The sequence below is a fragment of the Winogradskyella sp. PC-19 genome, assembly GCF_002163855.1.
Taxonomy (GTDB): Bacteria; Bacteroidota; Bacteroidia; order Flavobacteriales; family Flavobacteriaceae; genus Winogradskyella.
Map to the genome: position 1 here is coordinate 2,853,909 of NZ_CP019332.1, position 26,364 is coordinate 2,880,272.

A 26,364-nucleotide genomic window follows, 5' to 3' on the forward strand; every position below is an offset into this window, starting at 1 on the left:
CATAAAATCTATCAAGTGCTAATGTAATTATTTATTAATTTTATGACATTAAAACAAACAAATATGACACTAAATAGTATAGGATTAGATACAGGAAAAACAAAAGCTTTAGCAAAAGATTTAAACCAGCTACTAGCTAATTTTCAATTATATTATCAAAACTTAAGAGGTATTCATTGGAATATTAAAGGTCGAGCTTTTTTTGATTTACATGTAAAGTTTGAAGAATTATACACAGATGCAAACCTAAAAGTTGATGAAATCGCAGAACGTATTTTGACGCTCGGAGCAACGCCACTGCATACTTTTGATGATTATACTAAAGCTGCAAAAGTACCAGTTGGAAAAAACATAAGTAAAGATATCGATGCGGTTCAGTTAATTGTAAATTCGTTGACGGAGTTATTAAAAATTGAACGTCAGATTTTGAATAAGTCAGATGTAGCCAACGATGAAGGTACAAACTCTATGATGAGTGATTTCATAACCGAACAAGAAAAGACGGTTTGGATGATGAAAGCTTGGTTAGGAGAAACCGTATAACTTTATATTTATAACTAAAAAGGGACTATTTAATAGTCCCTTTTTTGATTGATGATTTATATTCTTAGAAACGGATATTAATTTCTAAATCTTTATCGGCTACATTAAATTTAGCATCTGCGAAACTAGGTGGGCCAAAATTCATAACATTGTTTGATGCACCATAAGCTTCTAATGGCATTCCGTTTTCTCTAAAATCCATTTTACCGTTGTTGTTAGCATCATGGTTTCCAAGTACTGCATACTCTCCTGGTTTTACGTTTTCAAAAGTGATAGTTATTTTATTATCCTCAATTTTTGAACTTTTTGCTTGTATTGGAGCTGCTTTCATAAAAGTGTTCTCTGAGTGTAAAGCCATTGCTACAACACCGTTGTTGTTAGCTACGTTATCTACAGTTACAGTAATTGTAATACCATCTTGTGCAAAAGTTAATAAAGAAGAAAATGCTAAGGCGATTGTTAAGATTAAATTTTTCATGATTGAGTTTTTAATGGTTTGTTTGTTATTGATGATTCAAATATCCAACTAAACAACTACCAACCAGAATTCTTTTTACCGAACTGTATTTTTTTTATGACGAACTGTGATTTTATATAAAAAGTAAAATTTATAACAAGCCTCTAGCTTTAACCTCAAGATATTTATTAATGGTATTGATGGTTAATTTTTCGGGTGGAGTTAAAATACTTTGAATACCATGTTTTTGAAGTTCTTTAACCATCAAGCGTTTTTCGAATGCAAATTTTTCAGCAATGGTTTTGTGGTAGATAGATTGTAAATCTTCGGCATTAGCATTTATAATTTCATCTAATTCAGTGTTTTCAAACAAAATAACAACCAACATGTGCTTTTTTGAAATACCTTGTAGATATGGCATTTGACGTTTTAAAGCACTTAAATGTTCAAAATTAGTATATAATAATACCAAGCTGCGATGTGTTACTTTACGTTTTAATTGCGCGAATAACAATCCATAATCGCTATCTGTAAATTGTGTATTGATGTTGTATAGTGTTTCTAAAATACGATTGAGATATGTTAGTTTATTTACAGCAGGTATAAAGGATTCAATCTTTTTTGAAAAAGTTATCATACCAACTTTATCATGCTTTTTGAGTGCAACATTACTAAAAGCTAGAGTAGAATTTATAGCATAGTCCAATAACTTCAAACCATTAAAAGGCATCTTCATCACACGACCAGAATCTATGATAGAGTAGATGGGTTGTGATTTTTCGTCTTGGTATTGATTAACCATTAATTGAGCATGCTTGGCAGTAGCTTTCCAATTTACGGTTCTAAAATCATCACCTCTGACATACTCCTTTATTTGTTCAAACTCTGAGGTATGACCTATACGTCTTATTTTTTTGAGACCAATTTCACTTAGTTTATTGCTAATGGCTAAGAAATCGTACTTCTGCATTTGAATGATTGACGGATAAACCATAACCATTTGCCTGTTTTGAAACTGATATTTTCGTTTTATGATTTTCAGAATTGAAGATACATAGATATTAAGGTGACCAAAATAGTATTCGCCTCTATCAACAGGTCTTACTAGATATTCAAAATCATGAGTCTGTTTTGGGTTTAGTTCTGTTTTGTATGAAAAGTCACGTTTTTGAAATTGAATTGGTAACTCGTCAATGACATCTATAACTGCTTTGAAACCATATTGGTTTTTAACGGTAATTGGCACAGGATTATTATCGCTATTACTAAACTTATCTGGCAATATTCTACGAGCTGAAACACCTTCTTTGCTGCTGTATAGCATCATAAGGTCAATTAATAATAGAACTGCAATTATTATTGTAATTATCCAAGCCAATGAAAAGAATCCCGAAAACCAATAGCTTAAAATAAAGCATACTGAAGCCAACGCTATGTATATGTAGAATTGCTTGTGGATATATAGGGATTTAATAAATTTCATTGCTTCTTCTAATTCTTTGACCTATCGTGGTACTTCAACAGATTGAACAATCATTTCTACAACATTCTCGGTTATCATGCCTTCCATTTCACGCTCAGGAGTTAGAATAATTCTATGATTTAATACAGGGTTTAAGGCTTTTTTTACATCTTCCGGTATTACAAAATCACGGCCATTAATTGCCGCAAATGCTTTTGCAGTATTCAAAATAGCGATGGATGCTCTAGGCGAACCACCTAAATATAAGTGCGGATGGTTTCTTGTTTTTGATACAATTTCAGCGATATATTGTATGATTTTTGGCTCTACTATTACCGATTGTGTTTTGGATTTGTAATCAGCAAGAGATGCTACATCTAAAACTGCACTAATAGACGTTTGTGGTGATTCCCCTTTGCGTTCGTGATGAGATGTAATAATTTTCACTTCCTCTTCAAGCGATGGGTAATCAACTTTTATTTTAAATATAAAACGGTCTAATTGTGCTTCAGGCAACGCATACGTACCTTCTTGTTCAATAGGGTTTTGAGTTGCTAAAACCATAAAAGGGTCACTGAATTTATATGTGGTACCGTCGATAGTTGCCTGACGCTCTTCCATTGTTTCAAAAAGTGCAGCTTGAGTTTTTGCGGGCGCACGATTAATCTCATCAATCAGAACAATATTGGAGAAGATAGGACCTTTTTTAAATTCAAATTCCGATGATTTCATATTTAAAACAGAAGTTCCTAAAACATCACTAGGCATTAAATCTGGTGTAAACTGAATACGACTAAAGTCTGTTTTTAAAACTTTGGCAAATAGTTTTGCAGTCACTGTTTTTGCAATTCCGGGTACGCCTTCAATTAAAACATGTCCGTCAGCTAATAACGCAACGATAAGGAGTTCTACAAAATTATCTTGACCAATGATAACTTTTCGAAGTTCAGATTTTATGCCATCTACTGCGTTTTTTAAGCCTTCTAAAGAAATTCTGTTATTAAAATCTAAATTGTTATTTTGTGTTTCGTTTATTTCTTCGTTTTCCATTGGTTATGGGATTTAAAAGTTTCTATTAAGGTATTTAGCCTTTCTAATTGTATGTTGTTTATTGCTGATTGTTGCTGAAGACTTTCTATATAACTAAAAAGTTGCTCGGTATCTTCAACTGAGTTATTACTTCTAGCAGCAAGATTTTTTATGAATTCTGGATTTATTTCAGAGGTCATTAAAAACATATGATTTCTGATGTATTCCAAAAAATGCTGAATTTTATGCTCTGCAATTTCTTTGTGTTTGCTGCTTTCATAATACATGTTTGCAATAGTTCGTGTAAAATCTATGGATTGATTTTTTAAAGGTTTTATAATGGGAATGGCGCGTTGTTTTCGTTTTCCTTCAAAAATTATATATACCAAGACGCCTATTAAAACTAGGTAATAAGCCCATTTAAGCTCTTTGGTGTTCAAAAATAAATACATAGGTGACGTGTAGAATTTTTTTCCAGATTTATAGTGTTGGTCTACATAAATTGGTTGATTAGTATCCAAATAAGATAACAGTCCTGCAGTGTAATTCTGGTTAGGAGCTTCTAATATAAAATAGTTTGTAAAGGTCTGCGGAAAAGTACTTAGAATAATTTGTCCATCACCAAAAGGCTGCTTTATAACGTTTATTAAAGGCGTATTTGCGGAGTCTTTTTCTATTCCAAATTTTTCTATAACGCCAATCACTTTCGTATTAAGTGTATCAATCTTTGTAAAATGAAATAGCGTAGAAGCTTTGCTGACCTTATACTTATTATCACTTAAATTTGAATTTACATGTTGGAGTTGAAACTTGTTTTCAAAATTATTAAAAATGTTAACTGATTCTGTTTCTAGATTTAGGGTGTCTAGTAATTTATACTCAAAATCTACGGCAGAGACAAGTAGTGTATTCCCTTCTGAAGTCCAGTCGAGAAGACTTTCTAATTCTGCTTCGCCAAAGTTTATGCCGCCGTTATAAAAAAGATAAGTACCTTTAATATTATTTTTTTTTAGATATTCATATGGAGGTCTATCTATAGTAACAACTAAGTCTGAAATTTTTTTTAATTGCTCTGTAAACACATAACTACCATAAGGAATTTTATGATGTGTTGCATACGACGGAAACCAATTAATGTCTTTGGGTTTTGTCATCTCAAAAACTACAAGTGCAACAACTGTAAGTAGAATTAGACCGATATATATTTTTCCGCGTTTACCCAATTGTTATAGTTTTGTTTAAAGATTCAAATGGCAATTTTAAGCTTTCAAATTTTACGGCATCAATATTAAACTCACCATACCAAACATAATCGTAGATTTTAGTAATATTTTCAAAATCTGGTTTATAATATGTATTGTCGAGCTCGGTAATATAATCTTCATTAGTTTTTTGTGGTTGCCATTCTATATTATCTGTTTCTGTTAGCTTTTTTAGAGCTAATAAATAGTAGTATCTAATGGCGAGTCTATAGTTTTTTTGTTTGATTGCTTGATGAATTAGAGCATCTATATCTTCGTTTTTAATGATTTGCTCTTCTTCGGAATAGGATATCTGCCCTTTTTCTTGTTGCTTACCAATAATATTATTCGAGTTTACTTTTAAAAAAAATCTTATTAATAAATAAATTAAAATTGCAAGAAGTAAATACGGTAAAACTCTAAAAATAAAATATAAGAATCCAGTTACTGAGCCTATACCAAATATAGATTCCCAGAATTGGCGTAATAAATTTCTTAGCCAACGTACAAACTTGTCAAAAATGTTTTCTTCTTTTTTAACTTCGGTATAGTTAAACTCTTCATCTGCTTTATAGGTTTCTAAATCCTTTTCAGAGATAGTTTGCTTTTCTATATTAGAATCATCATAATAGTCAGGTCGAATTTCCTCTTGGGAGAATGCCAAAAAGTTAATTGAAAACAAAAAAACTATTATAATTATATAGCGCATTTACTCTTCTATTTGTCCAATATTACTTATGCGCTGGTAAGTGCCTGTGAAATTTCTTTTTTCGTTAAGATGAAAGTAAAGAAACGCACTAGCTACGATAAGAACAAGATTCAATAATATTGAAAATAAATTTGAAATCACATTTATCAAAATATACACTGGGTCTTGAAATGTATTAAGGCTTTCCGGATCAATTTCACCTGATAAGATACCAGTTTTTAAATAAGTATATATTGCAGCCGGAACCGAAAAAACCATACTCAAAACATATATGAGTATAAAGAGAACTATTATAGTTCCAATTGATAGCCAAAAATCTTCATTTATCAAATCGTAGCCATAACTGTATGAGCTAGATGCGCCACGTCTACCTTCAAAAACATATATACTAAACACAATAAACATAGGCACCATGACATACAAAACTGGGAAAAAACAGAGCAGCATGGCAACAAAAAGCGTCAAGTATTTTAAAAAACCAAGCCCGAGATAACCCCAAAACGTTTTTGATACATTGTGCTTTATCTCTTGTACATTAACTTCACCAGAGTTTTTGATGTAAGATTTTATGTAATGTAAAGCAGAAGAGCTTACAAATATTAGAGCTATAACCATGGATACCATGTAAGCTAGCGCAGCTAAAAGTAAAAAACCAAGATTGTTAAATCCAAAATCAGTACCACCATAAACATCAAAACTAAGTATGTCACCAGCATAATATGTGTATGTAGACATTGCCACGAGAAATAATACTAATGCAGGTCCAGAGATAGTTAAAATTGTCTTTAGAAATGGCTTAAATTCATTTCGTATAAAACCAAAAGTATCTGATAATAACAATCCAAAATCGCGTTGTTTTTTAAATTCTATATAGTTTTTATTCATTAGTCTTTAATTAATTGATTCTAGCTGAATTTCGTTTTTGTTAATACTAACTTGGTCTAATCTTCGCTGTAATTTTATAGGATAAAAAACGTAATACCATAAGATTAGAGCAAGTGAACCTCCGATTATGAGTATGGCTAGCCAATCTGGCATCTCAGTATGTCTCGTTACAAAACCTTCCAGAAAACCAGCAATAATAAAAAACGGGATGGTACTTATTAAAATTTTAAGTCCGTTTTTTACGCCACGTTTGAAAGATTCAAGGCGTGTGTAAGTACCTGTGAATAATATGCCATTACCTAAAACCAAACCGGCACAACCTGCTATTACAATTACTGAGATTTCAATAGTACCGTGAATCCAAATAGTACGTGCAGATTCCCAAAGTAATCCTTGGTCGTAAAAGAAGTACTGAAAACTTCCAAGCATTATACCATTTCGCATCATAATGAAAAGGCTACCAATACCAAACATAATTCCGTAAGCAAAAGCAAAAAGTGCTACTTTAATATTGTTAAGTGTAATACCAAGAAACATATTAAACTCACCTTGTTCTTTGTAAACTGCCATTGGATCACCCTTTTCAATATTTTCGAGTGTCATATTTACATAACCATCGCTTAGCCCAAAGGTTCTTACAAAATCACCGTCACTAGCAGTAGAATATGCGCCAACAAAAACGAAAAAGGAAAAGGTTAAAAAAGCTATTAGTAATTCGCGATGATGCTGACGAAACATCAATGGAAATTCTGTTTTAAAAAATGAGAATAATCTATTTTTAGACTCCTTTTTTGTTTTATATATCAGTTGATGAGCCTTTGAACCCAACTGGTTTAGATAGCGTTCTGTATTACTGTTTTTATAGAAAGTCTTTGCATAACTGAGATGGTCAGTAATCTCAATGTATATATCAGAAAGCAAATCTGGGTCAATATTGGTTTTATTTGAAATAACATTTTCAAATTCTAACCATTTATCTTTATTTTGCTTTACAAAAGCAGCTTCGCGCATGCAGTCATTCTTTAGGCTACCAAAGAAAAGAAAATATGAATGAATTTCAAATAGAAACTGCCCAAAATGTAGGCATTAATCAAAACGTCGCACATATAGGTGACCGTATGCTTGCTTATCTTTTAGATAGTATTGTAATATTAGCTTACACAATATCGATTTATTTGTTATTGGCTGCGTTAGATTTAGATTTTGGTGACCTATGGGCAATCTATCTATTGGTTTCATTACCAGCGTTTTTGTATTACGTATTACTTGAAACTTTTTGGGATGGAAAAACTGTTGGAAAATTCGTTATGAAAACTCGTGTCGTTAAAATTAATGGATCTAAACCTAGTTTTGCAAATTATTTTGTGCGTTGGATTTTGAGAATTATTGATGTAGTAATGACTTTAGGTGGTTTAGCAACCTTAATGATATTAATAAAAGGAAATGGACAGCGTATTGGAGATATTGCAGCCGGTACAACAGTTATTAGTGAAAAAGTAAAAGTATCTATTGATGATACTATAATGAAAGATTTGCCACTAGATTACATGCCAACTTACAGTCAGGTTACTGTGTTTAACGATACAGATATACAAACTGTAAAAAACTTATACGACGAAGCTATTTATAAAGGCAACCACAATATTGTATTAAATATTAGTGCTAGACTTCAAAAGGTGATGCAGGTTGAAACTAAAGAAACTCCAATTAATTTTATAGCTACTGTAATAAAAGACTATAATTACTACACTCAAAACATGTAATCTATGTTTATCCAAGCCATAGACATCTTAGGAACTATAGCTTTTGCTATATCTGGTGTATTAGTAGCCATGAATAAAAAAATGGATGCTTTTGGCGTATTTATTATTGCGTTTGTCACTGCTGTTGGTGGTGGTACGTTAAGAGATGTTCTTATAGGTGCAACACCTGTTTTTTGGATGACGGATATGACATTTATAACAGTTATTTCTGCAGCTGCATTTTTTGCTGTGGTCTTCAGAAAGTATATCAGACACTTACGTAGATCTTTATTTTTATTCGATACTATTGGTATAGGGTTATATACGGTTATTGGCATCGAAAAAGGCCTAGCTGCAGACTTAAATCCAGTAATTTGTATTGCTTTAGGGACAATGTCAGCTTGTTTTGGTGGTGTTATACGAGATATTTTGTGTAACGAAATACCTGTAATTTTCCGAAAAGAAGTCTATGCATCGGCATGTATCATAGGTGGTTTGACGTATTTTTTAATGCTTCAATTTTTAGAAGAACGAAACTATTTGTTTTTGATTGCTGGAGCAGTTGTTATTATTGTACGCTTACTGGCCGTAATTTTCAAAGTAAGCTTACCCAGTTTGTATAAATCAAAAACTTAGCCTAGACACTTTCTCCAAAAGTCAATAAATTACTATCTGGGTCTAATATGGCAAACTCCTTTTGTCCCCAAGGTTTGGTTTGCAAAGACCCATTTGGATGAATAGTAATATTATTATCTAATAACGATTTGTAGTAATCTTCAATATTTTCTACTCGTATGTAGATTTGTCCATAATTCTCTTTTGGATTTAGTGTTTTAAATTCAAAAAAATGGAGTTCTATATTGTCTTTTTTTAGCATCAAATATTCCTTGTAATCAACGTCTCCTAATTCTTTAAAACCAAGTTTGTTTATATAATAATCTTTGGTTATTGCTTTATTACGCATTGGTAATTTCGGGTGAATATCTGCTAGCATAGATAACGTGTTCGTGTATGGTTTCGTTGCGTGGTTAAGTAACTAATTTAGCAAACAAATCACAGATAGAAAATTCCAGCGAAATTTTAGTAATTCGCTAGTGACTTAGAAATAAACTATTATGCTTTGTAGTGACAAAAGTCATGAAAAAATAATACCAAGTTGAGTAAATTTAATAAATATAAAAGCAAAAAAAATGTGGAAATATATATTAGCTTGGTTTCCAATGATTCTCGTTGCGATTGTCAACGGATTGTTTCGTGAGAAATTTTTAAAAGACCATTTGAATGAATTACAAGCTCATCAGATGTCTACCGCCAGTATGATTGTATTATTTGGTATATATGTTTGGGTATTGTTTAAGATATGGTTGCCAATATCGGTCAATCAAGCAGTTACTATAGGCGTGATATGGTTGGTTCTCACAATAATTTTTGAGTTTTTATTTGGGCATTACATTGCAGGACACAGTTGGGACAAGCTTTTACATGATTACAATCTTTTTCAGGGACGTGTTTGGATATTAGTCCTCATTTGGATATCTATTGTGCCGTATGTAATTTATCAACTGCAAAGGTAAAGGTGAGGAGTATTTGCAAAACGCGATTCTACGTGCCGCAGGCAATTACTCACCAACGGTTTTGTATATGACTCGTAGCTTGTAAATTAGAAAATTATTTTCAGATTAAGCACAAGCCAGATTTTTAAATTTTACTATTAGTCTTTTTTAAAAATTTGGCGACTTTACAAATATGCTATAACTTCGATTAAGCAACTGAATAGCTATGAGTTATATACTGTGTTACCCACCGTTTTTTACAGAAGCTTGTTAGTTTTTCGTAATGCATGAACTTCAATTATTTCGGTGATTAGTAAAGGCAATATATCAATTTTTCTTCTCTCTTTTTTCATTAAGAATATTTAGCCAACTAAAAAAAATGAAATATTTTGTGCTTTTTTAAAGTAAGTATATACTAATAGAGTATAGCGAATAATTTATGACACAAGAAAACAAATTTGTAGAAGTAATTCAAGACAATGAGGGAATCCTATACAAAATGACAAGGTTATATGCCAATGATAAGGATGACCAAAAGGACTTATATCAAGATATCGTATATCAGTTATGGAAATCTTTTAACACATTTAAAGGTGATGCAAAACTAAGTACTTGGATATATCGCATCGCACTAAATACATCGCTGTTATTTCTAAAGAATAAGAAAAGAAAAGGATACAAAACATCACTTGATGATTTAGCACTGATAGATGAAAATTACGACCCAGTTCTTGAAGAACGTCTTAAAATATTATACGCTCACATTAGAGAACTCGGTGAGGTTGATAAAGGAATTGTTTTTCTTTTTTTAGAGGGAAAAAAGTATGAAGAAATATCTGAAATAACAGGTATGTCTACCAGTAATGTTGGAACACGTATGGCAAGGATAAAAGAAAAATTGAACAAACAAATAATAAAAAAATAAAATTATGGAACTCGAAGAAATGCAAGCGACTTGGTCTCAAATGAGCAACCAACTTGATAATCAAAAAAAACTTACCGATAAGTTAATCATGGAAATGACCAAAGAACGTTATAAAAATAAAATAGGTATACTATCAAAGTATGAAGGAATAGGTGCTATCATCTGTTTTATAATGGCTATTCTCCTCATTTCGCGGTTTTCTGTGTTGAATACGTGGTATTTATTGGCTTCTGGTATTTTTACTGTTTGTTATTTAATTGTTCTTCCAGTTATAGTGTTGCTTTCTATTAGAAGTATGAAAAGTATAGACTTAACGAATAACAATTACAAGCAAACTATTATAGCTTTTGCTGAAAAGAAAAGACATTTCCTGTTAACACAAAAAGTTGGTATCTACCTTAATTTTATTCTTATGGTAGTTAGTTTACCCGTTATTATTAAAGTATTTAAAGGAAAGGATATATTTATTACAAACATCAATTTGATTTACTGGTACATTCCCATAATGGCAGTTTTTCTAATTCTATTTTCCATTTGGGGATATGGAAAATACAAAAAGGTAACGTCTTCCGCTTCTCATATTCTGGAAGAGCTTGAAGATACATCTTCTTAAACACCATTCACAGACTAATTTCATTAAAAAATTAACTTCAAAATTATGCTGAAAAATTTCAGCAAGGAATTTCTTACACTAATTTTTAAAATCAAAACTATGAAAACAAATATAATCACAATCTGCTTATTTTTTCTAACACTGACCGTAGTTTCACAGAATATCACAGGTATTTGGAATGGCGCTATTGAAGTGGATAAAGACACGAAATTCAATTTCATATTTAGCATTAAAGAAGATGGAAAAGCGTATCAAACCACCATCGATATTCCAACACAAAGAGTCAATGGAATAAAAGCAATAAAGACCTTGGTTAAAGGTGATAGCCTGATAATCGATTTGTCAAATGTAGGAATGAAGTATAGTGGAAAACTGAATGCTAATCACACCTCAATAAAAGGTAAAATGGTTGAAGGCTTAAATTCTTTCACCCTAAATCTTTTAAGGAATTCGGTGTTAGAAACACCAAAAGTGAATAGACCTCAAGAGCCTATAAAACCCTATTCCTATTTTGAAGAAAATGTAAGTTTCACCAATAAGGATGCCAATATAACACTGGCTGGTACATTTACTCGTCCTAATGGGAATAAAAAATATCCCGTAGCAATATTGATAAGTGGTAGTGGTCCGCAGGACAGAGACGAAACCATATCACAGCACAAACCTTTTCTGATTTTGGCAGATTACCTTACAAAACAAGGTATTGCCGTACTGCGCTATGACGATAGAGGATTTGGTGAATCAACTGGTAATCATTCTAAAGCGACTACTTACGATTTTGCTTTAGACGTTATTAGTGCTATGGATTATTTAAGAACAAGGGACGACGTTGATGTAAATAAAATTGGTTTGATAGGGCATAGTGAAGGTGGCATCATTGCTCCTTTAGTAGCCAATAAAGCCAAAGATGTTGCTTTTATCATTTCTCTTGCTGGAACGGGAATTTCTGGAACAGAACTTTCGGTCATGCAGTCCAAAACGATGCGTCCATTCCCTGTTCCTGATGAGGCAGTTTACGAAAAGGCAATTAGAGAAGCAATTGAAATTGCAAAACAGAATAAGGATGTTTCTGAAATAAAACCTGAATTAAAAGCACATTACAACGAAACTATTGCTCCCATACTCAAAAATCTTGGTGTGCCAGATGGTAAAATGAATGAAATTATTACGAGTTTGGTAGAGATGCGAACGACAAAATGGGTGCGGTATTTTTATGATTATAATCCAGCAAATGAATACGAAAAAGTGAATTGTCCTGTCCTTTCATTAAATGGTAGCTTAGATACACAAGTAGAAGCAAAGATTAACCAAGATGGTCTGCGCGAAGCATTAGTTAAAGGAAAAAATAAAGATTATGAAATCATTGAAATCAAAGGTCTTAATCATTTGTTCCAAAACGCCAAAACTGGTAAAATGGATGAATATTCTGATATTGAAGAGACGTTCTCTCCAAAAGTTCTTAATTTAATTTCTGATTGGATTTTGAAACGTGTATAAGCACAATGAACTGTTTTTGTATGATAAATGCTTATACTATTGGATAAAACATAAGATAATTCGTGTTCGGGATTTTTTTTCAAATGGTGAGTAACTTCCACTGTTTATGGCGAGTGAGGTGCGCCTCACGAGAAGCCATAATCGCGCCTCATTTGTTATACATACAGTTGTGTGTAGTTTCGTGAGGATTTCTCGTAGACTTGACTAAATATACAATAAAATTGGTAGGCGAGATTAACAGTTGACGTTGGTGAGTAATTAGTAGAAAGGGAGCGTTTGCAAAACGCGATTCTACGTGCCGCAGGCAATTACTCACCAACGTGTTTGTGTATGGTTAGTTGCGTGTTTAAGCAACTAATTTAGTAAACAAAAACGGACGCGAGAAAATTCCGAAGGAATTTTCCAAGTAGGCAACGACCAAAGCAATTAATTATACACGGTGTTATATGCAGGCTTTTTATTCTGTATTAAATCAGATATAGCATTCCAAAGTTCAATTCGTTTTTCTAATGATTGTTTCGCTACATTTAGTGTTTCTTTCCATTTTTGCTCATCATCTTTACATAATTCACAAATCATCTCAAGAGATAGAGGACCGTGTTCATCTCCGTCAAGTTCAATATGTCGTTCGAGATAGTAATTTATTTTGCTGTATAGTTTGTTTTCAGAATCTGAATTTTTAAGAATTTCGATAAACATATCTGGAATAACGTCTTCTCGCCCAAACGTAAATGCAGAAGCTACTAGGTGTGGCTTATTTGTTTCAATAATCGAAAATGTGAATTTAACAAAATCAGCTACTCTGTTATCGACATTAACTTGACTAAAACAATAGTTAACTGAATTTCCTAATTCAATAAGTTTAATAAAATCATTGATTTCATTCGTATTTCCATTTACTTGGAACATTGCATCTAAATACATCTCAAAATGACTCTTTGGTTCTCCCAATTCATTAATGTCACTTTCTTCTCCATGAACGATTTCATTTATAAATCTTGATAGTTTTGGGTTTTTTGGTGGTGTCCAGGGTGTTTGAACTTTAGTGAGGTTTAATTGAAGATTTTTTAAAAGAGACATAAAATCCCATACTGCAAATACGTGATTTTCCATAAAAATTTTCACGTCATTAATGTTATGTAAATTTTCATAAAGTTTATGATTTTTCAATTCATTCCTTAATTCAGAAATCTCATTTTCTATATACTCTATTTTATTCATTTTTTAATTTATCTATTAACTCTAAATGGTGTATATCGCAAATTTAATGCTAGAAAATGAAAATGTATTTAATCATAAATAAATATAATAAATGATTAAATAGCTAAAAGTTTTAGTAATCAAGAAAAGTATTTAGCTCTCGGTTGGTTGTTAGTGGGCTTGCATATAACGTCCACTGTGTATGGCGTAGTGAGGCGCGCCTCATGGAAAGCCATTGTTGCGCCTCATTAGCTATACACGCTGTTGTATGTAGTTTCGTGTGTAGTTCACGTAGACTTGACTAAATATACATAAAATCGGCGAGGTGCGACAAACAGTGGACGTTGGTATGTAATTAGTAGAAAGGAAGCGTTTGCAAAACGCGATTCTACGTGCCGCAGGCAATTACATACCAACGGTTCAGTATAAGAGCAGTTGCGGATTCAAATTTGCTTACCTTTAATACTGCAAGATACTTATTTAAACGTAAAAACGGTCTGAGGAAGCCCTCAAACCGCTATTGCTCTTATACAATGTTGTAAGTAGTTTTTTCTAGTTAAAAGAAAACCCAAATAATCTATGATTAAGTAGGAACACTTGACACCGTATTATTATTATTATTATTATTATTATTATTGAATTATAAATATGGATGAATGGATTAAATTATAGTTACTACTTAATCATTATTTAAAGGGGTTACTAACTCTATTTCTTGTTGTTTCCCTTTTAGAGTAATATTACCAGCAGACTTAAATTCTGTATCTAGAAATTTTTGATCAATTTGTTTCATTAAATTATTAGATATTAATATATCAGTGTTCATTTCGTTACAAAGTGATTGTATCCTAGAAGCCGTGTTTAAAACATCCCCAGAATACACAATTTCTCTTTTTACAATTCCCATTTCACCAGTAATAACATAACCAAAATGCAAGCCAGCTTTAAACTGAGGTTGTGCGTTATATTTTTCATCGAAATAATTAGATTTATCTTTTAGTAGCGCTGTCATTTTATAAAAACAACTAATACAATGTGCTCTATTAATTCCGTTCTGTGTCAACCAAGTAATCACAATTTCATCACCAACGTATTGATAAATTTCTCCCTGAGCATCTAATATTCCTGGAGTCGCTATACTAAAGGTGTCATTCAGAAAATTGAAATAGCGCTCCTCACCAAGTCGTTCAGCAATAGTAGTAGACGACTTTAAATCCATAAACATGAAAATACGTTCTTCGCGTTTTGGTCTTAAGTATTTTCCTTTTAGAAAATTGACGAAGGTAATAGGGCCAAACTTATCTCTGATAAATAAGAATAAAATGGTCATAAAAGTAATAACAAGCCAATAGATATAGTTCGTCAAAAAAACCAGATTAAATACTTCTTTAAATTTAAGCGCAAGGACCTCTACATCCATGGTTTGATTTGTGTTACTCAGCTTAATCATTCCTTGTTCTAAAGTGAATAAAATAAAAAACATCAAGGTGTAAAACACCATAATGAAAAACATGGCTTTGAAGTAAGTCATTCTTCTCAGCCAACGCTCCCAAAGAAATACTAAACTGACTCCAACAAATAAACCTGCAACAATTATAATAAGAATACTCGATACTATCCCTTCATTAAATTCTATAGAATCCTTATTGCTGGCATAGGTTTCAAAAAATCTAAATAATCGTATTAAAGTCCAGATTAAGGTTATCCATAAAACGGTTGTTATTTTTCCTTTAATGCTATAATGAGAAATTTTTTGTCTTAGGCTTGCGAATATATTCATGGATGATTTTTATTGATTTGTTATGTCCATTTATTACATTAATGAAAGTCAATGTTATTTTAATTACTAGTTTTCTGTGAAAACAACTACCTAAAACAAATAATAAGATGATTAAATACCTGTAAATTAATTCACATTACTTACAACGTCCACTGTGTATGGCGAGTGAGGCGCGCCTCACGAGAAGCCATAATCGCGTCTCATTTGTTATACATACAGTTGTATGTAGTTTCGTGTGTAGTTCACGTAGACTTGACTAAATATACATAAAATCGGCGAGGTGCGACAAACAGTGGACGTTGGTATGTAATTAGTAGAAAGGAAGCGTTTGCAAAACGCGATTCTACGTGCCGCAGGCAATTACATACCAACGGTTAGTATATGAAAAGTAGGCGATTTCGAAGAACTAAACTCTGCGTAAAGTACAAAGTTTGATACGATCCAAAGGCATTGATTTTACTAATATTTCGCCTATTTTTTTTATATTTTGTTAGCAGCTTTTAATTGTTTTCCAATGGGATAATCCAAGCATTATTCTTTTCATCAATTGTTCCGTTCAATTCCTCCATTACAACTCTTTCAGTTATTGTTATACCTATTTTGCTCATTTCCTCAAACGTGATTATACCATTATTTGGAAAGTTTTGTCTCGTCCTGTGGATATTAAATCGATTTGAAAATTTTCTGTCAAATGCCTTTTCTATACCTTCTTTTCCAATCATAAAACCAATTAGTCCTCCCCAAGTGGCAGTAGGATTATCAGAATCCCAACCTGCAAGAGTTCCTATTTTTATTGTTTCTTTTAAGTCGCCCTCTCCGTAAAAAAGACTTACTAAACTTGCAGCAAAATTTATTCCTGCTGCAAAACAGCCATTACAATATAAATTTCTTGATGTTATGTTATAGCCGTCTTTTTGGTTAACCTGATATCTGTAGTAAAGTGAATCTCTTGTTTGTTCCCAAGGAATACCTGACTTATATAAGAGTCTAGTATAATCATACATTTTTGCTGGATAGGAATCATTTGGCAGTTTTTCTCTTGATTTACTCGACATCCAAAGCAGTTTTTCTTTCATGCTACTATTAGAATTTGTGGCATACACAAGCGAATACATAGACACATAAAATTTTGAAATATCCTCTGCTTCTTGTCTAGCGGTCGTTTGTATAGGCAATTCTGCTATTTTTAATGCTATATCTGGTCTTGTAGGTGAAAATAGTCCAAATATTTCCGTGGTTAATTGGGCATCAATCATATCATAATGTTCATTAAGTTTTGGGTTCCCTGTTTCGGGCGGAAGAACACCAGCTTTCATTAAATCGAATGCTTTTTGATTAGAAACCCATAAATAGTTTTCCTCTTCAGGCTTTATATGTTTTAACCAACCATTTTGTATTTGCTTTGGGGTAAGTATATTAACTTTATTTGTGTATAGAAGATGTTGATACATAAATTCTATATCTGTATCATCATCTGAGCCCCAAATTTCATCACTTTTTTTAAATACAAAATCTATGGTAGACGATAAATCGCTGGGAACTCCTTCGCCCCAAATGCTTGGTTGGTCGGGTTTTCCCCAATCGTCTCTAGTGTAAAAATCGCCTGTTTTTATTTCCCCAAGATTACCAATTTTATCCATTTCTGTAACCAAACCAGACCAGTTAGCAATGCATTGACCTAGCCAAAACCCGTATAATTGGTTTTGGTACTTATCTTTTAAAATACTAATAGTTTGTGTTTTATTCTCAATATGAATAGTTTTTTTTACACTTTTTGAAATGCAAGAATTCAAAAGGAATAAACAAAGTAATATAGAAATAAAGTTTCTCATAATTGCTGCTAACGTCCACTGTGTATGGCGAGTGAGGCGCGCCTCACGAGAAGCCATAATCGCGTCTCATTTGTTATACATACAGTTGTGTGTAGTTTCGTGAGGAGTTCTCGTAGACTTGACTAAATATACAATAAAATTGGGAGGCGAGATTAACAGTGGACGTTGGTGAGTAATTAGTAGAAAGGGAGCGTTTGCAAAACGCGATTCTACGTGCCGCAGGCAATTACTCACCAACGTGTTTGTGTATGGTTAGTTGCGTGGTTAAGCAACTAAGTTAACAAACAAATCACAGATAAAAAATTCAAGCGGAATTTTCGTAAGTCGGCAGTGACCAAGCAATTAATTATACACGGTGTTGGCAATAGTTATTTTTTATAAACAGAAACATTTAAATGTACATTTTTTTATTTGAAATTTAAAAAAGTGTCATTCTTATTTTGAAGTGTTAGGCTAGAACTAGATTTTGATTAAAATTGATGTATAAAAATGATTATGTGTTCAGTAAGACTATATTGGGAAAATCTAATATGTATTAAAGATGTTGGCATTGCCTTTTATGGTATCAACAATTTTTCGGGATTTCTCGATATAGATATTTTAATCTATTTAGTTCGTCTAAAACTTTTATTGCCTTATATTCGGCAATATCACTTAAAGCAGAATCAATTTGGCGCAAATTATAAACCTGCTCAACAAGATGTTTGTAGCGCTCATTGAGTTTTAGCTGATAAGTTTTTATTGAATCATTTGATTTCATTTACTTCGCTTTTAAATAGATAATCCTTGTTATAAAGATTCTAAGACTAAAAATTATATTCTTTCCATTTTCTTGAGCCTTTAAATTATTTTTTATAGACTAGAAAGCCTTTATAATCAATAGATTAAGTAGTCTCATTCGAAGTGATTTAGGTGTTGTTAATTAGTTTGAATGAAGTGATGGAGCGTTCTTTTTTAATATTAAGATAAACTTGCGCCTTCCAAACTTCACCATTCTCTAATAGTATTTCGAATTTGTAATTTTTTCCACTTACCACTTGTGATGCAGCATTAAAAACTTTATTTATTGGTGACTTTATGTTGTTTTCAGAGATTACGTAATCAGCTAATTCTTTGACAGTATCTGTAACTTCTATCGATTTCCAGCCACCAACTAGATTCTTTTGTTTTCTATCCATTATCGTCTCTTTATGCTTTGGTAGAGATGTTTTAGTCTTTTCTTTACATTGTACAAATACCATTAATGCTACAGCGATAAATAATAGTAGAATTACTTTTTTAATCATATTTTATGTTTTAAAAAATGACTGATATGTTTTAAAATTGAATATGAGTGGTTGAAAGGAGGGTAGCCATTCAATGTCGTTTTCTTTTTTTTGTGAAGGAATTATAAAAGCCGTATTTCTTCCAATATGTTCCCAATAAATATGCTTGTTGTCTTTTCTCACTTTTATATACAAATAAACACAGCAACCATCAGCACAACCATACAATGGGGCAATGTTGGTTGCTCCTCCCTCTGGAATTGGTGATTTTAAAAACTCTTCTTTACTATGGTATATATCTATCAGTTTTTCCCCAAGTAAAGCACAAAGAAATGTTTAAACCGTCCTTTCGAAAATAATACTTTATGACTTTTCTTTAACGTTTCTTGTAGCGAATGCCCATCGATAAAAACCTCATCAACAGACACCTGAGCGTATGCTATTGTAGTGGTTACTTTTTCTCGTGTTATGTTGTTGATATTTGCGCCCATAATGCTTTAAAGGGCTTACTTTCCATTTTGGAATGAAAGCCTTATTTTATTTTTTATAAACAGAGACACCTTCTTTAATTGTTTCTAAAACAACGATATCTTTAATATTTTCTTCTTTAACCTTTAATGGGTTTTTGTCTAAAATAACTAAGTCTGCTAATTTTCCAGTTTCTATAGTTCCTTTGTTATTTTCTTCAAAATGTTGATACGCCGACCAATCTGTAATACCTTTTAAAGCTTCATAAGGCGTTAATTTTTCTCCTTCGCCAATCAATTTTCCAGATCTAGATTTACGTTCAACGGTTATACCAACCATTCGCATTAAATTGGGTAAAGCAACAGGAGCGTCTGTATGTATTGTGACTCTTAATCCCTTATTTAAGGCGGTTCTTGTTGGACTGATTTTGTTACCTAACTCATCTCCAATAATTTCCTTATGCCAGTCTCCCCAATAAAAAGTATGTAGCGGAAACAAAGAGGCAATAACATCTAATTCTTTATACGCATCTAATTGGTCTTCTCTAACATATTGACCATGAATCAAAACATTTCTTCTGTCTTTTTTTTCAAACTCATTTGAAACCTTACGCATTGTTCTAATCATTTGATCCATAGCTGCATCACCATTGGCATGTGTCTGAACTTGCCAATTGTTTGCAAAAGCTTTTCTATATAATGACTCTAGAACACTATCTTCAGGTATTGCTGGATATCCTAAATAACCTTCTTTAGCACCATCTGGCGGTAATAAGTAGGGCTGAGTTCTCCATGCCGTTCTACCTTGAGGAGAACCGTCTAACGTTAATTTCATGCCTCCAATACGATATTTTTTATTGTATTTTCTAGAATTCCATTTTGTATTCATAAGCGTATCTACGAACAAATAATCCACATAACTCACTACGTCAAGTTTTAGTTTGTTTTCCTCTGCTTTACCAGCTAAGAAGGCATGATTTTCAAGCATTGCTCTTCCTTCTTGTGCTGTTGTATACCCAAATGATAAAGCCATATCTTGTCCAGATTCGAAAAAAGTTTCTGAAGCCTGTTTAGTTTGTGGTGTTAACGCTTTTGCATAATAAGGTATTGCAGCAAGTTCTTCTAAAACACCATTAGGTTCATTTCCGTTTTCTCTTCTAATAAGACCTCCTTCAGGATCTTTTGTTTCTGAATTAATATTTAAAAGCTCTAAACCTTTAGAATTTACAACTGCAAAATGTCCTGAAATATGTATAATCATTATTGGGAATTCAGTCGACACTTGATCAAGATCATGCTTTGTTGGAAAACGTTTTTCTTCAAGTACACTATCATCAAATCCTGCACCAAAAATCCATCCTGTTAATGCACGATTTTCAGTTGTATTCCACGCTGTTAATATGTTAATAATCGCAGCCATATTATTGGCACCAGCATCTGGTGGCGGTAATATTTGTGCTCCAATAGCTTGTGATGAGAAGTTTGAAAAGTGTGCATGAGCATCTATAAAGCCTGGTAGCATAGTTTTTCCTTGTAAATCAACTTGTTCGGCCTTACCTTCAAATCGAGAAAGAGCATCGGCTTTACTTCCCGTAAAAATAATTTTACCTTCCCGCTGCACTACTGCTTCAACGTAAGTAGGTGTTTCACCTGCCATAGTAATTATGTCACCCCCGTAATATAATGTTTGTTGCAGTTTATAGGGCTCAGCGACCGCTGTTCCTTCTATTGCCTCTGTTGCGTTCTCTTTAGTCTCTTTGCAACTTGTTAGTATGATTACTAACAGTAGTAATAATTTTGATACATGTCTCATTGTTTATCTTAATTTTAGTTATTGTTATAAATAGTAGCACCTTTTTTTATGCTTTTCATAATTTCAATATTATTTATTTCAATTTCAGGTGTTACTAATGGTGCTTTGTCTAGAATCACTAGATCTGCATTTTTTTCCAACTTCTAGTGAACCATTCATATTCGCTTCAACACATTGTTCGACTAATTACGATATTATTTTCCACCCTTGAGATTGTTAGATTTAACAATATTGAATCCTCCTTCAAATATAGTTGCTAGGACCTTAATGTTTTTTATCTCCATAGGATCTACAGAGAATGGACTTTCGTTTAGAATCACAAGATTAGCTCTTTTCCCTTCAGCAATAGAACCTATTTGTTTTTCTAAATTTAAGGTTCTTGCTGCGTCTATGGTAATCGCCTTCATTGCTTCGAACACAGGTATTTTCTGATCTTGTGAAAAGGAGTTTTTCTCTGAGGTAACTCTATTAATCGCTGTCCATGCAATCGTTAATGGTTCCATTGGAGCCATTGAGAAGTCGGAATGAAATGAGACCGGAATGTCCCTTTTTACTAAACTATTGATTCTGACTAAATTTTCGCCTCTTTCTTTTCCTAGTCCATTTTCACTATACTTATCAGCTAGCGCCCATAAGTAATATGGGTTAACTGAAGCTTCGACTCCTAGTTCTTTAATTTCTTGTGCCATATCATCCGTATAATATCCCATATGGTGAAGGGTAAACCTATGGTTCTTTCTAGCATTTCGTTTTTGATCTAATTCAAGAAAATCCAATACTTGCTGAATTCCTTTGTCTCCGTTAGAATGTACATGAATCTTATAGTCATTATCCCAATACATACTAATTTGCTCTTGAAATAAATCTAAAGGCGTCATCCATTCTCCATGGTGCCCATCCGTATAATCATCTTTCATTTGCATGAGTTGAGAATAAATAGCTCCATCAGAAAATAACTTCACTTGTTTTGGTAAAAAATGAATATTATCTGTGTTGTAGGTGTCACTTAATGTTTCCATAAAGGCCATAGCTTCCTCATTACCACCTTTCATTCCAAATAATTGTGTACCACTCGGAATAAGGTAAACATCATAAGGTGGTTCTTTAGCCATTTCTTTTTTTAATAGTGCTATCTCACCATCAAAATCTGCACTAGGAAATCCAGGTTCTGCAACCGTTGTAATTCCATTTTGTTGAATCAATTGGGTCATCATGCCTAGTCCCTCCATATAACGTGTTGGTTCTAGCATGATGGGAGCCATTTTCGGAACTAGTGCAAGCCAACCACCTTCGTAGAAATGTCCTTTATCCCATTCTACTTGAGAATTCCCTTTAAAATCATTTTCAGTAATACCCAATAATTCAATGGCAGCATCATTCAAATAAATTTCATGAAAGGAACGGTGTATTATTCCCACAGGTTTGTCTTTGGTAATGGTATTAATCATGTCTCGAGATAACTCCCCATGCCACAATTGATGATAGCCCCAAATGAAGTACATTTCTCCATCTTTAGCATTTTCAGTAATTGATTTTGTAATAGCATCAATATACGCATCATGTCCTGAAACCCCTTTTTTAGTCCCAGTAGGTAGAACCCAATCGTAGGGGGCTATAATTTCATTTGGAAGCATTGTTGCTGCTAGGGAAGGATGCACATGCGGCTCTACAAAACCTGGCATGAGAGTATTTCCTTTAAGGTTGTGCTTTTTTGAGTTTGGAAATTCCTTTTCGGCACCCGCTAGAGCTCCAACAAATACAATTTCATCGTCTTGGGTAACGATAGCCTCGGCCATTTCAAGACTATTGCCGTCCATAGTGACAATATCACCACCCATGTAGAGCACTGATGAAATTTTTGGATTTGTTTCTACTTGATTATCCTTATTACTATTATTCATCTTGCATCCAATAATAAGGATACTAATAAAAAGACTAAGTGTTATTTTTAGTTTCATGAGTAGATTTTAATTAATATAAATTATTTAATTGATGTTTGTATACTAGTCAACCTTTTTTAAACCAATTAGTAGCTCATTATCTCTGTCAAAAAAAAGCAATTCTAAACCATTATGTTTATAATACTTGACTTGGCTTAAAGCTGAATTAAAATTATTTGGGGTCGTCATTTCTGCACATAGTTTTTTTGTACCCATTAGAGGTCCAAAACTAATTTTTCCTTCTTTTAAAGTTTCTAATTTTCCCCTAAAACGATTACAACCATTAGATCCCATTATGCTCCTGGTATTTGTATTAAGTTCTATTGTAGGTATGGATTTTAAAGCGATATCTTTTAAGTTGTCAATTCCTTTTAATTGGGTAATCATCCAAATATCATTTAGAGGTAAAAAGGGGTCCGTGTCTTTGGATAGTATTTCGATCAGCTTATACTCTAAAAAAGACTTATCAGCAGGTAAATTACTTCTATCTAAAGTATCCACTGAAACTTTTAATTTATAGATATATCCTGGCTCAAAATTAAAACCCTTAATTTCTTGGTAGAAGTTCGTCCAGTCTTCACTTTCGCTATTTTTAACGTTAAAGCATTGCATAGGGCCAACACCTACACAATCTACTTTTGCACTATTAATCCAAATGGTTTGTTCATTGATATTTGTTTCACACGACATAATTAATAAGGCTGGTATTATTAAACATAAATACTTTTTAATATTGGAAGTTTTTAAATTCGCGTTCATTAGTTTAGTGTTTAGCATTGTGTTAATTTTTAGTTATTAAACCTAATACTTCCACTTTAACTCTTTTAGTGAGGAGCATATTACCGTAACCTTCGTAATGGATTTCAACTTTTTTGACAGATTCTTTTTTTTCTGTTTTTATAGGTATTGAAGAAGTACCCTTAGTTAATACACCCGTTCCTTTCGGTGTGTGTTCTTGTTTATCAGACGAACTATAGATAAATATGTTTTTTTTTATCTTTAATGAACCTTGTTTACACCGCAACTTAATTTTTCTTATGTCTCGATTATTACCTAATAAGTTGATAATGTCTTTATCTGCTTTGTAGCTAACATCTTTTTTAGCTAGTACAACCCAACTATCATCATTTTGAGCCATGAAAAAACTCGAATTTATCATGAACAGTGCAAGAAGAATTATATTTCTCATAATTGCTTTTTATATTTATTATAAAAATTAATCATTTATTGATGTTTAGTATTCTGTTTCCTTTTTATTAATGTTTCTTTTTTTGCCATATTTTTACTTACTGTCAATGCGAGTCCCCAAGAATTATAGTAGTTCCATTTAGCGTCCCAAACTAAAGCGGCACCAATTTCCCAATTACCAGGTAGGTGAAAACCATATTCAGCCCCTAATCGTGTCATCATGAGGGTGCTTTCCTTTGCAAATTCGGCACCGACTCCAGCTATTAGAATGAGTCGTTTTCCAGGCTTATATTATAATACAGGAACGCTCGCAATAGGATAGGACCGCTCTAATAATTCTTCATCTCCGTGTTCAATAATAAATGATTCTAAAATAAGGTCATTCTGAAGCCCAATGGCTAATTTATCAGAAAACCAATAATCATAATTTAAGGACCACGAGGCTAATGCCAGCCATTTCGTATCACCATCAATTTTACCTTCAGAAACATGTGTATGACCTAAGCCAATAGTCAGTCTGCTAGCACCCTTATTATCTTTATATTCTTGTTCTTTTAAAACAGAATTATTGTTTTGAGAATAGCCTATTGTATACACCATAAGAACGAAAAACGTCAATAAACTAATCTTCATTGTAATTTTTTATTAATCTAATTTTCCTTCTTTAGCATCACTTTTCATTTCCTCATTCAGTCTAGAGTTTTAATTATTGCCAACGTTTTTGTGTAATGAAAAGTTGCTGTTTTTGTGAACGGCTAATTTTCCGAAGGAAAATTAAAGTTTGTAAAAAATATAGCAACTTTCTTTGAGCTAAAAGTAAGCAATTTTTGATAATTCTTTTTCTAAGTTATTTCTTTCAGATTTTAGGTTCTTAAAAAACTCAGAAAAAAGAACTTTTTCTATATTCTCATATTCATAATCTTTCCAATCGCAATATCGGTCAATTTTTAATGTATCTAAATCTCTAATTATTGTGTAATCTTGAATTGAAGAGCTCCAATATTTTTCCTCACAAGAATCTTTGAATTTAAGTACTTGATTCCAAAACTCATTTAGAAGTTTAATCTTTTCAGAGTTTAATTCTGAGTCTCCTGAAATGGTAGTTCTTTCACTAATTTTATATTCAGGTCGTATTATTTTTCCAAATACTTTATTTCCTTTTTTAGTGAATTCAATTCTTTTATTGACATAAGCTTCGTCTCCAGTCCAATAATCGATTATTAATTTCTCAAATTCTGGATTTTGGGTATTTTCTTTTTTTCCGCTACAAGAACAGAATAAAATTAAAATCAGAATGATAGATGTTATTACTGTCCTCATTTGTCAAATGCACTACAACGTCCACTGTGTATGGCGAGTGAGGTGCGCCTCACGAGAAGCCATAATCGCGTCTCATTTGTTATACATACAGTTGTGTGTAGTTTTGTGAGGAGTTCTCGTAGACTTGACTAAATATACATAAAATTGGGAGGCGAGATTAACAGTGGACGTTGGTGAGTAATTAGTAGAAAGGGAGCGTTTGCAAAACGCGATTCTACGTGCCGCAGGCAATTACTCACCAACGGTCTTGTATATGAAAAGTAGCAGATTTATATGTGCCAATTTTCGATTTAAACAAAGATAGCAGAAAAGAACCGAACTTAAGGTTTGCTCTTAACTGCTATTTTTTATATACGTTGTTGTGCTTAGTATTATATTTAGATGAATTTTTTAGTTTAATTCATCTATTAATTAGAGCATCTTTCCAGATGTTTTAGCTTGAGCATCTTTGCTACGCCCCATAATTGAACCAATTACCATTCCTCCAATTAAACCTAGAGAAATACCTAACGAGCGTTCTAGGTTAGATAAAATTGCAACTCCAAATAGTAAACCAAATACTAATCCTAATCCACCATAAAAAGTTGTGTAATATCCTTTGGTGGTTAAGGAAAATGTGTCTTTTAAATATTTTTGAAAATCACTAAGCGCTTTCTTAAAATATTTTTTTCTCCTCAAAGGATTTGACCTTAAATTTAAACTATCCAATTCCGTTTCTATAGATAGAATTTCATTTTCAGATAAACCTTTCTTTTCTAAATTCGTTATAATTTGAATAAATTCTTGGTAAACCTTCATCTCAGATTTTCTACTTGTCTCAGCTTCTAAACTTTCAAAAAAGTTAATTGCATTTTTTAGTGTCATAATTTTTACTGTTTTCTTGGTTAGTGGCTTAATACAAAA

At 32.5% G+C, this 26,364-nt stretch carries 28 protein-coding genes; 7 read left to right on the forward strand and 21 right to left on the reverse strand.

What is annotated here, in order from left to right; translation table 11 throughout:
• The first annotated feature begins 63 nt into the window (after positions 1-63).
• A complete protein-coding gene (locus tag BTO05_RS13280; RefSeq protein ID WP_087493370.1) occupies positions 64-543 on the forward strand; it encodes a Dps family protein in 480 nt (159 codons plus the stop codon).
• A 64-nt stretch (positions 544-607) separates the two neighbouring features.
• Here the strand turns inward: BTO05_RS13280 and BTO05_RS13285 are convergent, their stop codons facing one another.
• From BTO05_RS13285 to BTO05_RS13315, 7 genes are all read right to left on the reverse strand, one after another.
• Positions 608-1,021 (reverse strand): DUF2141 domain-containing protein, encoded by a 414-nt coding sequence (locus tag BTO05_RS13285; RefSeq protein ID WP_087493135.1) that lies wholly within the window; start codon positions 1,019-1,021, stop codon positions 608-610.
• Between the two features lie 130 nt (positions 1,022-1,151).
• The gene (locus BTO05_RS13290) at positions 1,152-2,483 is read right to left on the reverse strand and encodes a DUF58 domain-containing protein (RefSeq protein WP_087493136.1); all 1,332 of its coding nucleotides are present in this window, start codon (positions 2,481-2,483) and stop codon (positions 1,152-1,154) included.
• 21 nt (positions 2,484-2,504) lie between these two features.
• Entirely contained in the window at positions 2,505-3,512 is a 1,008-nt protein-coding gene (locus tag BTO05_RS13295) for an AAA family ATPase (protein WP_087493137.1), read from the reverse strand.
• Positions 3,494-4,714 carry a DUF4350 domain-containing protein gene (locus tag BTO05_RS13300; protein ID WP_087493138.1) on the reverse strand — a complete coding sequence of 407 codons (1,221 nt, stop codon included), beginning with the start codon at positions 4,712-4,714 and terminating at the stop codon, positions 3,494-3,496. The genes BTO05_RS13295 and BTO05_RS13300 overlap by 19 nt, the downstream gene beginning before the upstream one ends.
• Positions 4,707-5,441, reverse strand: coding sequence for a DUF4129 domain-containing protein (locus tag BTO05_RS13305; RefSeq protein ID WP_087493139.1), 735 nt, complete (start codon positions 5,439-5,441; stop codon positions 4,707-4,709). Before BTO05_RS13305 ends, BTO05_RS13300 begins: the two co-directional genes overlap by 8 nt.
• Positions 5,442-6,326 (reverse strand): hypothetical protein, encoded by an 885-nt coding sequence (locus tag BTO05_RS13310; protein ID WP_087493140.1) that lies wholly within the window; start codon positions 6,324-6,326, stop codon positions 5,442-5,444. It lies immediately after the preceding gene.
• A 6-nt stretch (positions 6,327-6,332) separates the two neighbouring features.
• Positions 6,333-7,337, reverse strand: coding sequence for a stage II sporulation protein M (locus BTO05_RS13315; RefSeq protein WP_087493141.1), 1,005 nt, complete (start codon positions 7,335-7,337; stop codon positions 6,333-6,335).
• Between the two features lie 35 nt (positions 7,338-7,372).
• Here BTO05_RS13315 and BTO05_RS13320 point away from each other — a divergent pair, with 35 nt between their 5' ends.
• Positions 7,373-8,089 carry an RDD family protein gene (locus BTO05_RS13320; RefSeq protein ID WP_087493142.1) on the forward strand — a complete coding sequence of 239 codons (717 nt, stop codon included), beginning with the start codon at positions 7,373-7,375 and terminating at the stop codon, positions 8,087-8,089.
• Between the two features lie 3 nt (positions 8,090-8,092).
• Positions 8,093-8,704 (forward strand): trimeric intracellular cation channel family protein, encoded by a 612-nt coding sequence (locus BTO05_RS13325; RefSeq protein ID WP_087493143.1) that lies wholly within the window; start codon positions 8,093-8,095, stop codon positions 8,702-8,704.
• Position 8,705: 1 nt separating this feature from the next.
• On the opposite strand, the gene BTO05_RS13330 is transcribed toward BTO05_RS13325, so the two are convergent.
• The gene (locus tag BTO05_RS13330; RefSeq protein ID WP_087493144.1) at positions 8,706-9,062 is read right to left on the reverse strand and encodes a bleomycin resistance protein; all 357 of its coding nucleotides are present in this window, start codon (positions 9,060-9,062) and stop codon (positions 8,706-8,708) included.
• A gap of 196 nt (positions 9,063-9,258) precedes the next feature.
• Here BTO05_RS13330 and BTO05_RS13335 point away from each other — a divergent pair, with 196 nt between their 5' ends.
• From BTO05_RS13335 to BTO05_RS13350, 4 genes are all read left to right on the forward strand, one after another.
• Positions 9,259-9,642, forward strand: coding sequence for a hypothetical protein (locus tag BTO05_RS13335; protein ID WP_087493145.1), 384 nt, complete (start codon positions 9,259-9,261; stop codon positions 9,640-9,642).
• A 418-nt stretch (positions 9,643-10,060) separates the two neighbouring features.
• Positions 10,061-10,546, forward strand: coding sequence for an RNA polymerase sigma factor (locus BTO05_RS13340; RefSeq protein WP_087493146.1), 486 nt, complete (start codon positions 10,061-10,063; stop codon positions 10,544-10,546).
• 4 nt (positions 10,547-10,550) lie between these two features.
• A complete protein-coding gene (locus BTO05_RS13345) occupies positions 10,551-11,159 on the forward strand; it encodes a hypothetical protein (RefSeq protein ID WP_087493147.1) in 609 nt (202 codons plus the stop codon).
• Between the two features lie 99 nt (positions 11,160-11,258).
• Positions 11,259-12,656: an alpha/beta hydrolase family protein gene (locus tag BTO05_RS13350; RefSeq protein ID WP_157662593.1), complete on the forward strand. Its 1,398-nt coding sequence runs from the start codon at positions 11,259-11,261 to the stop codon at positions 12,654-12,656.
• A gap of 426 nt (positions 12,657-13,082) precedes the next feature.
• On the opposite strand, the gene BTO05_RS13355 is transcribed toward BTO05_RS13350, so the two are convergent.
• The 13 genes from BTO05_RS13355 to BTO05_RS13420 form a co-directional block, all read right to left on the reverse strand.
• Positions 13,083-13,877, reverse strand: coding sequence for a DUF3050 domain-containing protein (locus BTO05_RS13355; RefSeq protein WP_087493149.1), 795 nt, complete (start codon positions 13,875-13,877; stop codon positions 13,083-13,085).
• A gap of 658 nt (positions 13,878-14,535) precedes the next feature.
• Complete coding sequence (locus BTO05_RS13360; protein ID WP_087493150.1) at positions 14,536-15,636, reverse strand: adenylate/guanylate cyclase domain-containing protein; 1,101 nt, start codon at positions 15,634-15,636, stop codon at positions 14,536-14,538.
• 500 nt (positions 15,637-16,136) lie between these two features.
• Complete coding sequence (locus BTO05_RS13365; RefSeq protein ID WP_087493151.1) at positions 16,137-17,468, reverse strand: ADP-ribosylglycohydrolase family protein; 1,332 nt, start codon at positions 17,466-17,468, stop codon at positions 16,137-16,139.
• 565 nt (positions 17,469-18,033) lie between these two features.
• The gene (locus BTO05_RS13370; protein ID WP_087493152.1) at positions 18,034-18,228 is read right to left on the reverse strand and encodes a Lacal_2735 family protein; all 195 of its coding nucleotides are present in this window, start codon (positions 18,226-18,228) and stop codon (positions 18,034-18,036) included.
• Positions 18,229-18,376: 148 nt separating this feature from the next.
• Entirely contained in the window at positions 18,377-18,754 is a 378-nt protein-coding gene (locus tag BTO05_RS13375; protein ID WP_087493153.1) for a cystatin family protein, read from the reverse strand.
• A 516-nt stretch (positions 18,755-19,270) separates the two neighbouring features.
• Positions 19,271-21,013: an amidohydrolase gene (locus BTO05_RS13385; RefSeq protein ID WP_087493155.1), complete on the reverse strand. Its 1,743-nt coding sequence runs from the start codon at positions 21,011-21,013 to the stop codon at positions 19,271-19,273.
• A 194-nt stretch (positions 21,014-21,207) separates the two neighbouring features.
• The gene (locus BTO05_RS13390; RefSeq protein WP_087493156.1) at positions 21,208-22,971 is read right to left on the reverse strand and encodes an amidohydrolase; all 1,764 of its coding nucleotides are present in this window, start codon (positions 22,969-22,971) and stop codon (positions 21,208-21,210) included.
• 45 nt (positions 22,972-23,016) lie between these two features.
• Positions 23,017-23,712 (reverse strand): DUF4377 domain-containing protein, encoded by a 696-nt coding sequence (locus BTO05_RS13395; protein ID WP_087493157.1) that lies wholly within the window; start codon positions 23,710-23,712, stop codon positions 23,017-23,019.
• Positions 23,713-23,734: 22 nt separating this feature from the next.
• The gene (locus BTO05_RS13400; RefSeq protein ID WP_087493158.1) at positions 23,735-24,091 is read right to left on the reverse strand and encodes a hypothetical protein; all 357 of its coding nucleotides are present in this window, start codon (positions 24,089-24,091) and stop codon (positions 23,735-23,737) included.
• 86 nt (positions 24,092-24,177) lie between these two features.
• The gene (locus BTO05_RS13405; RefSeq protein ID WP_087493159.1) at positions 24,178-24,363 is read right to left on the reverse strand and encodes a hypothetical protein; all 186 of its coding nucleotides are present in this window, start codon (positions 24,361-24,363) and stop codon (positions 24,178-24,180) included.
• A gap of 69 nt (positions 24,364-24,432) precedes the next feature.
• A complete protein-coding gene (locus BTO05_RS13410; protein ID WP_157662594.1) occupies positions 24,433-24,774 on the reverse strand; it encodes a hypothetical protein in 342 nt (113 codons plus the stop codon).
• Positions 24,775-24,951: 177 nt separating this feature from the next.
• Complete coding sequence (locus tag BTO05_RS13415) at positions 24,952-25,461, reverse strand: hypothetical protein (protein WP_087493161.1); 510 nt, start codon at positions 25,459-25,461, stop codon at positions 24,952-24,954.
• A gap of 411 nt (positions 25,462-25,872) precedes the next feature.
• The gene (locus BTO05_RS13420; protein WP_087493162.1) at positions 25,873-26,325 is read right to left on the reverse strand and encodes a hypothetical protein; all 453 of its coding nucleotides are present in this window, start codon (positions 26,323-26,325) and stop codon (positions 25,873-25,875) included.
• Positions 26,326-26,364: the final 39 nt, after the last annotated feature.

Bases quoted from the DNA above. Each gene is read 5' to 3' on its own strand.
- BTO05_RS13280 (WP_087493370.1), top strand. From the start codon at position 64: ATGACACTAAATAGTATAGGATTAGATACAGGAAAAACAAAAGCTTTA.
- BTO05_RS13285 (WP_087493135.1), bottom strand. From the start codon at position 1,021: ATGAAAAATTTAATCTTAACAATCGCCTTAGCATTTTCTTCTTTATTA.
- BTO05_RS13290 (WP_087493136.1), bottom strand. From the start codon at position 2,483: ATGAAATTTATTAAATCCCTATATATCCACAAGCAATTCTACATATAC.
- BTO05_RS13295 (WP_087493137.1), bottom strand. From the start codon at position 3,512: ATGGAAAACGAAGAAATAAACGAAACACAAAATAACAATTTAGATTTT.
- BTO05_RS13305 (WP_087493139.1), bottom strand. From the start codon at position 5,441: ATGCGCTATATAATTATAATAGTTTTTTTGTTTTCAATTAACTTTTTG.
- BTO05_RS13310 (WP_087493140.1), bottom strand. From the start codon at position 6,326: ATGAATAAAAACTATATAGAATTTAAAAAACAACGCGATTTTGGATTG.
- BTO05_RS13315 (WP_087493141.1), bottom strand. From the start codon at position 7,337: ATGCGCGAAGCTGCTTTTGTAAAGCAAAATAAAGATAAATGGTTAGAA.
- BTO05_RS13320 (WP_087493142.1), top strand. From the start codon at position 7,373: ATGAATGAATTTCAAATAGAAACTGCCCAAAATGTAGGCATTAATCAA.
- BTO05_RS13325 (WP_087493143.1), top strand. From the start codon at position 8,093: ATGTTTATCCAAGCCATAGACATCTTAGGAACTATAGCTTTTGCTATA.
- BTO05_RS13330 (WP_087493144.1), bottom strand. From the start codon at position 9,062: ATGCTAGCAGATATTCACCCGAAATTACCAATGCGTAATAAAGCAATA.
- BTO05_RS13335 (WP_087493145.1), top strand. From the start codon at position 9,259: ATGTGGAAATATATATTAGCTTGGTTTCCAATGATTCTCGTTGCGATT.
- BTO05_RS13340 (WP_087493146.1), top strand. From the start codon at position 10,061: ATGACACAAGAAAACAAATTTGTAGAAGTAATTCAAGACAATGAGGGA.
- BTO05_RS13345 (WP_087493147.1), top strand. From the start codon at position 10,551: ATGGAACTCGAAGAAATGCAAGCGACTTGGTCTCAAATGAGCAACCAA.
- BTO05_RS13350 (WP_157662593.1), top strand. From the start codon at position 11,259: ATGAAAACAAATATAATCACAATCTGCTTATTTTTTCTAACACTGACC.
- BTO05_RS13355 (WP_087493149.1), bottom strand. From the start codon at position 13,877: ATGAATAAAATAGAGTATATAGAAAATGAGATTTCTGAATTAAGGAAT.
- BTO05_RS13360 (WP_087493150.1), bottom strand. From the start codon at position 15,636: ATGAATATATTCGCAAGCCTAAGACAAAAAATTTCTCATTATAGCATT.
- BTO05_RS13365 (WP_087493151.1), bottom strand. From the start codon at position 17,468: ATGAGAAACTTTATTTCTATATTACTTTGTTTATTCCTTTTGAATTCT.
- BTO05_RS13370 (WP_087493152.1), bottom strand. From the start codon at position 18,228: ATGAAATCAAATGATTCAATAAAAACTTATCAGCTAAAACTCAATGAG.
- BTO05_RS13375 (WP_087493153.1), bottom strand. From the start codon at position 18,754: ATGATTAAAAAAGTAATTCTACTATTATTTATCGCTGTAGCATTAATG.
- BTO05_RS13385 (WP_087493155.1), bottom strand. From the start codon at position 21,013: ATGAGACATGTATCAAAATTATTACTACTGTTAGTAATCATACTAACA.
- BTO05_RS13390 (WP_087493156.1), bottom strand. From the start codon at position 22,971: ATGAAACTAAAAATAACACTTAGTCTTTTTATTAGTATCCTTATTATT.
- BTO05_RS13395 (WP_087493157.1), bottom strand. From the start codon at position 23,712: ATGAACGCGAATTTAAAAACTTCCAATATTAAAAAGTATTTATGTTTA.
- BTO05_RS13400 (WP_087493158.1), bottom strand. From the start codon at position 24,091: ATGGCTCAAAATGATGATAGTTGGGTTGTACTAGCTAAAAAAGATGTT.
- BTO05_RS13405 (WP_087493159.1), bottom strand. From the start codon at position 24,363: ATGATGACACGATTAGGGGCTGAATATGGTTTTCACCTACCTGGTAAT.
- BTO05_RS13410 (WP_157662594.1), bottom strand. From the start codon at position 24,774: ATGAAGATTAGTTTATTGACGTTTTTCGTTCTTATGGTGTATACAATA.
- BTO05_RS13415 (WP_087493161.1), bottom strand. From the start codon at position 25,461: ATGAGGACAGTAATAACATCTATCATTCTGATTTTAATTTTATTCTGT.
- BTO05_RS13420 (WP_087493162.1), bottom strand. From the start codon at position 26,325: ATGACACTAAAAAATGCAATTAACTTTTTTGAAAGTTTAGAAGCTGAG.